The sequence below is a fragment of the Nocardia sp. NPDC050175 genome (assembly GCF_044459885.1).
Classification (GTDB): domain Bacteria; phylum Actinomycetota; class Actinomycetes; order Mycobacteriales; family Mycobacteriaceae; genus Nocardia.
Map to the genome: position 1 here is coordinate 231,895 of NZ_JBITJI010000016.1, position 9,723 is coordinate 241,617.

Annotated in this window: 8 protein-coding genes; 2 read left to right on the forward strand and 6 right to left on the reverse strand. The window is 68.1% G+C overall.

Annotated elements, in window-relative coordinates; genetic code table 11:
• Positions 1-108: 108 nt before the first annotated feature.
• From ACIBK2_RS39655 to ACIBK2_RS39680, 6 genes are all read right to left on the reverse strand, one after another.
• Positions 109-339, reverse strand: coding sequence for a hypothetical protein (locus ACIBK2_RS39655; RefSeq protein ID WP_396975313.1), 231 nt, complete (start codon positions 337-339; stop codon positions 109-111).
• Positions 340-368: 29 nt separating this feature from the next.
• A complete protein-coding gene (locus ACIBK2_RS39660; protein WP_396975315.1) occupies positions 369-632 on the reverse strand; it encodes a hypothetical protein in 264 nt (87 codons plus the stop codon).
• A gap of 82 nt (positions 633-714) precedes the next feature.
• A complete protein-coding gene (locus ACIBK2_RS39665) occupies positions 715-3,690 on the reverse strand; it encodes an AfsR/SARP family transcriptional regulator (protein ID WP_396975316.1) in 2,976 nt (991 codons plus the stop codon).
• Between the two features lie 303 nt (positions 3,691-3,993).
• Positions 3,994-4,908 carry a succinate--CoA ligase subunit alpha gene (gene sucD, locus ACIBK2_RS39670; RefSeq protein ID WP_379281111.1) on the reverse strand — a complete coding sequence of 305 codons (915 nt, stop codon included), beginning with the start codon at positions 4,906-4,908 and terminating at the stop codon, positions 3,994-3,996.
• Between the two features lie 28 nt (positions 4,909-4,936).
• Positions 4,937-6,100: an ADP-forming succinate--CoA ligase subunit beta gene (gene sucC, locus ACIBK2_RS39675; protein WP_396975318.1), complete on the reverse strand. Its 1,164-nt coding sequence runs from the start codon at positions 6,098-6,100 to the stop codon at positions 4,937-4,939.
• Between the two features lie 393 nt (positions 6,101-6,493).
• Positions 6,494-6,631, reverse strand: coding sequence for a hypothetical protein (locus ACIBK2_RS39680; RefSeq protein WP_357381821.1), 138 nt, complete (start codon positions 6,629-6,631; stop codon positions 6,494-6,496).
• A gap of 15 nt (positions 6,632-6,646) precedes the next feature.
• Between ACIBK2_RS39680 and ACIBK2_RS39685 the strand changes: the two genes are divergently transcribed.
• Together ACIBK2_RS39685 and ACIBK2_RS39690 are read left to right on the forward strand one after the other, a co-directional pair.
• Entirely contained in the window at positions 6,647-7,849 is a 1,203-nt protein-coding gene (locus tag ACIBK2_RS39685) for a M23 family metallopeptidase (protein ID WP_396975321.1), read from the forward strand.
• A gap of 271 nt (positions 7,850-8,120) precedes the next feature.
• Positions 8,121-9,500: a DUF1731 domain-containing protein gene (locus ACIBK2_RS39690; protein ID WP_396975323.1), complete on the forward strand. Its 1,380-nt coding sequence runs from the start codon at positions 8,121-8,123 to the stop codon at positions 9,498-9,500.
• Positions 9,501-9,723: the final 223 nt, after the last annotated feature.

Consider the following 9,723-nt stretch of genomic DNA (forward strand, 5'->3'; position numbering starts at 1 on the left):
CGCGAGGGGTTTGCCAGCAGCAAGCACCGCCATCCGGAAGCACTCCGGTGGAACGAGTTCGGCCCGGAGCCGCGCGGTTGCGCAGGCTCCGGGCCGAGGCCGATCGAGTCAGTTACGCGGCTGGATGTACCACGCCCCGGCGGCGCCGGTGCACTCGTAATCGGCCCATTCGCCGTTGTCCATGCCGATATTGCCCTCGTGCTCGCAGGTGGCGAGCGCCTCGTACGGGCCGAGGCGCCCCGGTGCCGGGTCGGCCGAGGCGATGCCGTCGGCGAGTCCTGCGCCGAAGAATCCGGCGAAGGTGAGTGCGGTGATGGCGGTGATGCGTGCGATCGTCATGTTGGTTCGTCCTTCGAGGTGAGAGTGGGTCAACGCCGGGGAACGAGCTGCCAGGCGCCGTAGCTGCCCACGCAGTCGTAGTCGGACCATTCGCCGTTCGTCATGCCCTGGTTGCCGCGTTCGAGGCACTGGTGCTCGTACTCGAACGGCCCGAGGTTGCCCGGGGTGGCTGGGGCCGCCGAGCCGCTGTCGAAGGGGCCCGCGAACGCGGGTGCGGTGGCGCCCAAGAAGCCTGCGACGATCAGGGCGGCGGTGGCGGCGCCGCGGGCGGCCGCGATGCGAGTGGTAGTCATGGTCTTCGCTTTCTGGTCTGGTGTGGTGCGTTGCGAGGACCAGACTCCCGGCCGGCCGTCTCAGCGTGGTTTCACCCGCATCTCACGCGGTCCGACCGGGCGTGACCAGCCGGTCTGTGTAGCGGTGCCAGCCGAATCCGGCTGCCGCGAACTCGGCGCGGACCTGTTCGAGCAATGCTCGCGCACCGTCCGCGTCGCCCTCGGCGTGCCGCAGCGCCACGGAGACCGCGCGGGCGGCGAGCAGTGGTACGCCGCCCGGTGCTGCCGCGAAGAATTCATCGAGCAGTTGCCTGGCGGCGGCGGTTTCGCCCTTGGCCAGCAGCACATCGGCGAGGTCGATGCGGGCCAGGCCGGTCGCGTCCTCTTCGTGGCCGAGGGCGGCGCGGCAGTACGACTCGGCCGCGTCGAGGCTGCCCGCGGCCAGCGCGGCGGCGGCGCGGGTCAGATCGTTCAGCGGCAGGATCTGCCGGTCGTCCAGGCGGCGGGCGTAGCGGTCGGACTCCTCGGCGGTGGCCAGCGCCTCCTCGACGCGGCCGAGGCCGAGCAGCGCCTTGGCCTGATTGCTCAGTCCGCGGGAGAGTCCGTGCTCGTCCTCGTGCGCCGCGTCCACCGCGCAGGATCGGGTGTAGGCCGCGAGCGCCTCGGCCGGGTCACCCGAATACAGCAGCGCGGTGCCGAGGGCATCGGCGAACGACGAGCCCTGGGTGTCGCGCACGGCCAGCCGCTCCCCCTCGCGCAGTCGTTCGACAGCCTCCGGCAGCCTGCACCGTTCGATGTCGACGATGCCTTGGTAGTAGCGGACAGTTTGAGCGAGTTCCGGATCATCCAGTGGCGCAGCCAGTTCACCCGCCTTGGCCAGTTGAACGGCCGCGGCTTCGAGGTCGCCGGTCATCAGCGTGTGAAAGCCGTAGTGGCTCAAGGCCTGTGCCAGCTCGTGCGCGGCGATGTCGGCCGCGTCGGTGAGTGCGGCGTAGTGGCGTTGCGCCTCGCGAAACCAGGCCCGGGCCAGCCAGGGCACATGCATTTCCACCGCGAGCCGCAATCCATCGGTGGCCCTTGATGTTCCGGGCGCGCGTTCCAGCGCGGCCAGGATGTTCGGCCATTCCACGAAGACCGCGGCCACCGATTCGGCCGCGGCGAAATCGTCGGGTGCGCCGATGGTGCGCACCAGGTGCAAACACCACCGCAGATGTCCGGCGCGCAACTCCTCGACCTCGTTCGCCTCCGTCAGCCTGGCTAGCGCATAGTCGCGGACCGTCTCCAAGAGCACGAAACGTCTTGTCGCACCGTCGGTCTGGACGGTGACCAGGTTCCGGTTCACCAGATCCGCCACCGCAGGCGCGACGTCGCCCGGCTCGAGGTCGCCGTCCGGCACCACCACCGCCTCGGCGGCCTCCAGCGTGCACCCGCCCGCGAACACGCCGAGCCTGCGCAAGACCGCCCGCTCCCGGTCGGCGAGCAGCTCGTGACTCCAGTCGAGCGCGACCCGCAGGCTGGTGTGCCGCCCGCCCGCGGCACCGCGCGCGCCGCCGACCAGCAGCCGGACCCGATCGTCGATCCGTTGCGCCAGTTGGGAAATCGTCAAGGTCCTGGTGAGACCGGCGGCCAACTCGATGCCGAGCGGCAGCCAGTCCACCGCCGCGCAGATCGTCACCAGCTCGTCGCGCTCGGTCGCGGTCACCAACCCGTGCAGTCCGGCGCGCTCGATGAACAGGGCCACCCCGACGCTGCGGTCCAGCGGGCCGAGCGGGTACACCGACTCCCCCGGCACTCCCAACGGCTGCTGCGACGTGACGAGAACGCTGAAGCCATTTGCCGCCGTGACCAATTCGGCTACTGAGCGGAGGACATGTTCGGCATTGTCGAGGACGAGCAGCGCGCGGCCACCGTCACCGTCGAGTGCGGCGATGATCCCGGGCAGCGGGCCGTTCGGATCGATCGACCCGTCGGTGGCCAGGCCGCCTGCTTCGAGCGCTGCTGCCACCGCGGGCAACACGTCTTCGGCCCGGCCGAGCGGTGCCAGCTCGACGAGCACGACAGGTCGGCCCGCTTGACCGATCGATCGCGCGAGTTCGGCGGCGAGGCGCGACTTTCCACTACCGGCCACGCCGACCACCGTGGTCAGTCCGGGCTCGGCGAGACGCGTTGTGAGCGTGGCGAATTCACGACCGCGTCCGACGAAGCTGGTCATCGGCACTACCACCGGTGCTGGCCATGGCCGTGGTTCCGGTTCCATTGTGGGTTCGGTCGGCGCGATTTCCGGCGCGACATCCGGGTTCGCCGCAGGTGACCCCACCGTCGCCGCGACCGGCAGGGCCGATGCCCGCAACGCCGGATCATGGTCCAGGATGCGAAGTTCCAACTTGCTCGTGTCCGGCGAAGGATCGACGCCCAGTTCCTCCGACAACGCCCGCCGCAGTCGCGCCAGTCGCTCCAGCGCGTCGGCCTGGCGCCCCGTGCGATACAACGCCAACGCCAACAGGCACGACAACGGCTCGTGCAGCGGATGCCGCGCGACCAACCCGGTCAGCTCGGTCACCACCTCACCGGCCGCGCCGAGTTCCAGATTCGCCTCCAGCCCGGCGACGGTCAGCGAAAGCCGCCAGTCATCGAGCCGCTCCCCCTCGGCCACCGCGAACGGAATCGTGCGCAGGTCGGCCAGCGCGTGCCCGCGCCACAGCGCGAGCGCCTCCCGCGCCGCCGCCGCGACGGCACCGAAATCGCCAGCGCGCCGCGCGGTATGCAACCGCTGCGCCGCAGCCTCGGCGGCAAGCAGATCCGTCGCGGACACCGTCGCCTGATATCCGGCGGGCGTGCGCCCGATGACGTCCGCCAACGGCCCGAGCGCGGCCCGCAGCCGCGACACCACCACGCGCAGCCGCTGCACCGGCCGTTCGACCTCGGCCCCCCACAGATCCTCGGCCAATCGCCCATCCGGCACCGGAACACGATTCGCCAACGCCAACCGCACCAACACTGCCCGTTCCAGCGGCCGATCGACGGTCACCGCGACACCGTCGGACCACGCCTGCACTGGACCCAACACCAGCACATCCACGCCGCTAAGCATGCCCTGTCCGGTACGTCCGCGTCTCCCCGAATGTCGATGATCTCAGCGGTGAACCGAGCGGCGACTCAGTTCGTATCCATTAGGGGAGATGAAATGGAGGTCGCCATCATGAATCCGATGGAACAGATCTGCGAATGGCTGGCCAGGACGCTCGGCTTCTGCCCGGGCTGAGCGCGCCGCCCACATGACGAAGGCCGCCCTCTCGAACCAAGGGCGGCCTTCGTTTCTGTCTCGGGACATGACGAAGGCCGCCTTCCGATTCGGAGAGGCGGCCTCGGTCATATCGATGGATCAGGCGGTGATGCTTGCCTTCTCCAGGATCTCGCGAGCCAGCGCGGCGGTCTCGGACGGCGTCTTGCCGACCTTCACGCCCGCCGCCTCCAGCGCGTCCTTCTTCGCCTGGGCGGTGCCCGCCGAGCCGGAGACGATGGCGCCTGCGTGGCCCATGGTCTTGCCCTCGGGCGCGGTGAAGCCCGCGACGTAGCCGACGACCGGCTTGGTGACGTTGGCCTTGATGTAGGCCGCGGCCCGCTCCTCGGCGTCGCCGCCGATCTCGCCGATCATCACGATCAGCTTGGTCTCGGGATCCTTCTCGAACGCCTCGATGGCGTCGATGTGGGTGGTGCCGATGACCGGGTCGCCGCCGATGCCGATGGCGGTGGAGAAGCCGAAGTCACGCAGTTCGTACATCATCTGGTAGGTCAGGGTGCCGGACTTGGAGACCAGGCCGACCGGGCCCTTGCCGGTGATGTTGGCCGGGGTGATGCCGACCAGCGCCTCGCCGGGGGTGATGATGCCGGGGCAGTTCGGGCCGATGATCCGGGTCTTGTTGCCCTTCTCCACGTTGTAGGCCCACGCGTATGCGGTGTCCTGCACCGGGATGCCCTCGGTGATGACCACGAGCAGCGGGATCTCCGCATCGATGGCCTCGATGATGGCGTCCTTGGCGAACTTCGGCGGCACGAACGCGATGGAGACGTCGGCGCCGGTCTCCTTGATGGCCTCGGCCACGGTGCCGTACACCGGCAGCTCGACCGCGTTGCCGTCTTTGTCGGTGTGCGCGACGGTGGTGCCCGCCTTGCGCGCGTTGACGCCGCCGACGACCTGGGTGCCTGCCTTCAGCATCAGCGCGGTGTGCTTGGTGCCCTCGCCGCCGGTGATGCCCTGAACGATGACCTTCGAGTCTTTGTTGAGGAAGATAGACATTTCAGAATATTCCTTACTTGGCTCGGGGTTACCGGGAAGCCAGTTCGGCGGCCTTGTCGGCGCCTTCGTCCATTGTCTGCGCAAGCGTGATCAGCGGGTGCGCGGCGTCGACCAGAATCTGGCGACCCTCGTCCACCTTGTTGCCGTCGAGACGGACGACCAGCGGCTTGTTCGCCTCGGCGCCGAGGATCTCCAGCGCCTTGACGATGCCGTTGGCGACCGCGTCACAGGCGGTGATGCCACCGAAGACGTTCACGAACACGCTCTTGACCTGCGAGTCACCCAGGATGACGTCGAGGCCGGCGGCCATCACCTCGGCCGAGGCGCCGCCACCGATGTCGAGGAAGTTGGCGGGCTTGACGCCGTTGTGGTTCTCGCCCGCGTAGGCGACCACGTCGAGGGTCGACATGACCAGACCGGCACCGTTACCGATGATGCCGACCTCACCGTCGAGCTTGACGTAGTTGAGGTCGTTCTCCTTGGCCTTGAGCTCCAAGGGATCGGTCGCGTCCTTGTCCGCGAAGGCCTCGTGATCCGGGTGCCGGAACTCGGCGTTCTCGTCCAGGGTGACCTTGCCGTCGAGGGCGAGGATCTCGTCGTTAGGGGTACGCACGAGCGGGTTGACCTCCACCAGGGTGGCGTCTTCCTTGACGAACACCTCCCACAGCTTCTGGATGGTCACGGCCGCGGCGTCGAGCACGTCGGCGGGGAGGTGGCCCTGCTCGGCGATCGAGCGGGCGAAAGCGAGGTCGACACCCTTGACGGCGTCGACGGCGATCTTGGCGAGGCGCTCCGGCTTGGTCGCGGCGACCTCTTCGATCTCCATGCCGCCTTCCACCGAGCACATGGCCAGGTAGGTGCGGTTGGACCGGTCGAGCAGGAAGGAGATGTAGTACTCCTCCGCGATGTCCTTGGCTTCGGCGACAAGGACCTTCTTGGTGATGTGGCCCTTGATGTCCAGGCCGAGGATGTTCTGCGCGTGCGTGAACGCGTCTTCCGGGGTGGCGGCGTACTTGACGCCACCCGCCTTGCCGCGGCCACCGGCCTTGACCTGAGCCTTGACCATCACCGGCTTGCCGATTTCCTCCGCGATGGCGCGGGCGTCCTCGGCCGTGTCCGTGACGCGGCCCTCGGACGAAGGCACTCCGTGCTTAACGAAGAGCTCCTTCGCCTGATATTCGAAGAGATCCATGTACTCACCGTCTCGTCTGCGTTGTGATGACAACGTCTTTGTTGGCGGCCCGACGTCGGAAGCGGGTCGGGTCGGACTCTAATCAGTCACATGGACGGCCAATCGGCCACGTTCATCCTAAGTGGCGCAGGTCACGGGCCGATACGCGCGGCGGGAAAACCCCTGGCCAACGCTACTCATCAGTAGGTTGTTGACACCTCACCAGGTAGAGCGTCAGAACCCACGGACACGGCTGGATCTACTACGGAACGTCGTGGATCTACCCGCCTCGCGTCCCCAATGCACAGATAGATATTCCGTGGTGTTACCGTGATCAATCTCACATGTTCGGACAGATAGGCCGCAGCGCTTGCGGACCCTGCAATCGTTTCGTTACCGTCATTGCGGTCGATGTCACAGCACGGTCACGACTAGGAGGACGGCAAGCTTGACGCAGCACAGCACTCCGCAGATGGAGAGCCGTTCCGCAGACGACTCGTCGACGCCGCTGATCAGCTGGCCGCTCGGCCCCGCGAACATCTCCCGCTTCACGATGTGGCACCGCCGATGAACTATCGCTCCGCCCTTATTCCTGAACATCGCGCTCAGCCCGGACAGCGTTATCGCAACGATGACGACGCGTTCGGCGCGCAGGCTCCGCACGGCAGGCCAGCAGGCCCCTCGGTGGATAGACAGCGGAACTCGCTGTACAACGCCGCGCCCGCCAGGCCGCAGGACGACTACAGCGCGCCGCGCGCCGACTACGGCAACGCGGCACCCGACGCCGGGTACCAGCACGGCCGCGACAACTCCTGGACCGCGAACGACTCGTGGTCCCAGCAGGATTCGTGGGCCCCGCAGGACTCCTGGTCCGACGGTGGCGCCTGGAACGCGGGCGACGCCTGGGCCGAGAACGACTACCAGGCACCCGAAGACGGCACCTGGGCCGCGGAAGAGTCCTGGGCGCCCGACACCGGCGCGGACAACCCGGTCGCCCCCACCGTCATCCCCGCTCGCCGCACCGGCAAGCGCGGCGGCGCGCATCGGCTCCCCGCACCGCCTGCCGCCCTCAAGGGTCGTGCCGCGGTCGCCGCGGTGGCCGCGGGTGCGGTCGTCGCCGCCGGGCAGGCCGCGTTCGCCGCACCGGACCAGCCGTCCCAGTCCGTCGACTACGAGGCCGCCGGGCAGATCCACGAGATCGCCGCGCAGTCCGTCAGCCTGGCGGACCCCACCGCTTCGCCGGAATCGCCTCAGGTGCTCGACCTTTCGAAGACGAACAAGAACAACGTCGGCGACTTCAACGACATCCTGCAAAAGGGCCAGAAGTACGCGAACGACCTGGCCGCCCAGGAAGCCGCGAAGCTGCGCCCGCTGTTCACCAAGTTCGCGGCAGGCACCTTCACCTCCGGCTACGGCGCCCGCTGGGGCGTCCAGCACCTCGGCGTCGACATCGCGGGCCCCATCGGCACCCCGATCGTCGCCGTCGCCGACGGCACCGTGATCGAGGCAGGCCCCGCTGCGGGCTTCGGCATGTGGGTCCGGCTGCTGCACGACGACGGCACCGTCACCATCTACGGCCACATCGACACCGCCACGGTGTCCCAGGGGCAGCGCGTGATGGCGGGCGACCAGATCGCCACGATCGGCAACCGCGGCTTCTCCACCGGGCCGCACTGCCACTTCGAGGTGTGGTTGAACGGGTCGGACAAGATCGACCCGCTGCCTTGGCTGGCGACTCGCGGCATCAGCTTGGGCGTCGAGCGCGACTGAGCTTGTCCCCGCCTGCGGGCAGGGCTTGGATGGGTAAGGCCGAAGTCGTCAGACGGATCCAGGCACGTATGGCTTAGCAGGCTTGGTTCGCCCTACCTGCGGCCGAACGCCGGAACACGGCTGGGCTTTGCCTATCTGGTTGGTTGGTCTCTCCGCCGGCGTTGCGTGCCACTCGCGGCCTGGTTCGCGCATTCTGGACCGGTGTTGGGCTCGACGGTAGGTGATGAGGCGCACGGTTCGTCGGCGCTGGTCAGGGACTAGCGTCATCGGTATGGCACGTACAACGTTGTACACCCAGTTCATTGCGCTTCCAACGGAACTCGTGTGGGAGGTGGTGGCGGATCCGACGCGGTGGGCGGAATGGAATCCGGGCGTCACCTCGGTTCGGCTGCACGGGCCGGTCGCGGTGGGCACCACGGGTGATTACCTGCCTAGGGGGCGGGTCTTCGAGACATTGCATGGACGGACGGCGCCGCCGTTCGTCATCAGCACGCTGGTTCCCGGGCGGGAGCTGAGCATCGAGCAGCCGGAACCTGTCGGGCGGATGCGGCTGACCTGGACGCTGACGCCGCGCGACGGCGGCACCGAGATCACCCAGCGGCTCACGTTCACCGGGCCGTCGGCGCCGATCGCCAGGATGGTGGTCGGGCCGCTGCTGGAGACCGACGCTCGCGTCACCTTCGCCCGGCTGGCCCAGTTGGCCGGAATCGAACCTGCGGCGAAGGCGCTGACCGTCGTAATCGCCGGTGGCACAGGCGCGTTGGGAAAGCACATCGCCGCTGATTTGACGTGCCGCGGCCATCGGGTGACGATTCTCACCCGGCGACGCGACGCAGAACTGCCGTTCAACCAGGTCGAGTGGGACGGTAGGTCGGTGGGCAATTGGGTTGCCGCCCTGCGCAATCCGGGTCCGACCGCGATCGTCAACCTGGCGGGCAAGCTGGTCGACTGCCGGCCCACCAAGCGCAATGTCGACGAATTACGGCGCAGCCGAGTGGATTCCACCCGCGCACTGGTCGACGCGGCGGGCACCCTGAACGCGCCCATCGACTACTGGGTACAGGCCAGCACCACCGCCATCTGGTCGGACGCGGGCGAAACCCGTTGTGTCGAAACAACTCCACTGCCGGTGGGACTGCCGCAGATGACCGGCGTGGCCGAACCGTGGGAGCGAGCGTTCGACGGCGCCAAAGCCACCCATTCGACCATCCTGCGCACCTCGATCGTGCTCGACCCACAAGCTCCCGCCCTGAAACGCCTGGGCCAGTTGACCAAAGCAGGCCTCGGCGGCCGCGTCGGCCCGGGCGACCAGTGGTTCAGCTGGATCCACATCGAGGACTGGCTCGCCATCGTCCGCGCCGCCCTCGGCCTAGACCCCCAGATCACCCTCCCGAACGGAATCCTGGTGGCCGCCACCAACTTCCCGGTCCGCAACCAAGACCTGATGGCCGCCCTCCGCACCCACCTACACCGCCCACCGGCCCCACCAACCCCCACCCCAATCCTGAAGATAGGCGCAGTCTTCCTCCGCACCGACCCAGCCCTCGCCCTAACCGGCCGCCACGCCACCTCAGCAGTACTGCGCGCGACCGGCTTCACCTTCCGCTACCCAACCCTGAACGAAGCCCTGACCGACCTCCTACCCCGCTGACCACGCCCCGCAACCGTCATCAACAAGAGCCGCAACACTTCTCGGAATCCACACTCGCTCCGAGCACCCCAACCAAGTACCGACCCCAAGAAGTAGCGCAAATCCCGACACCAACAGCCCGATCACCGGCCTAGAACCCAGCCGCTCACCCGTTGTTTTTCCAGCACACCCCCGCTAGCGGGGGTGGCGGTCAAACAACGGGGGTGCACCAGACCATCCCCCA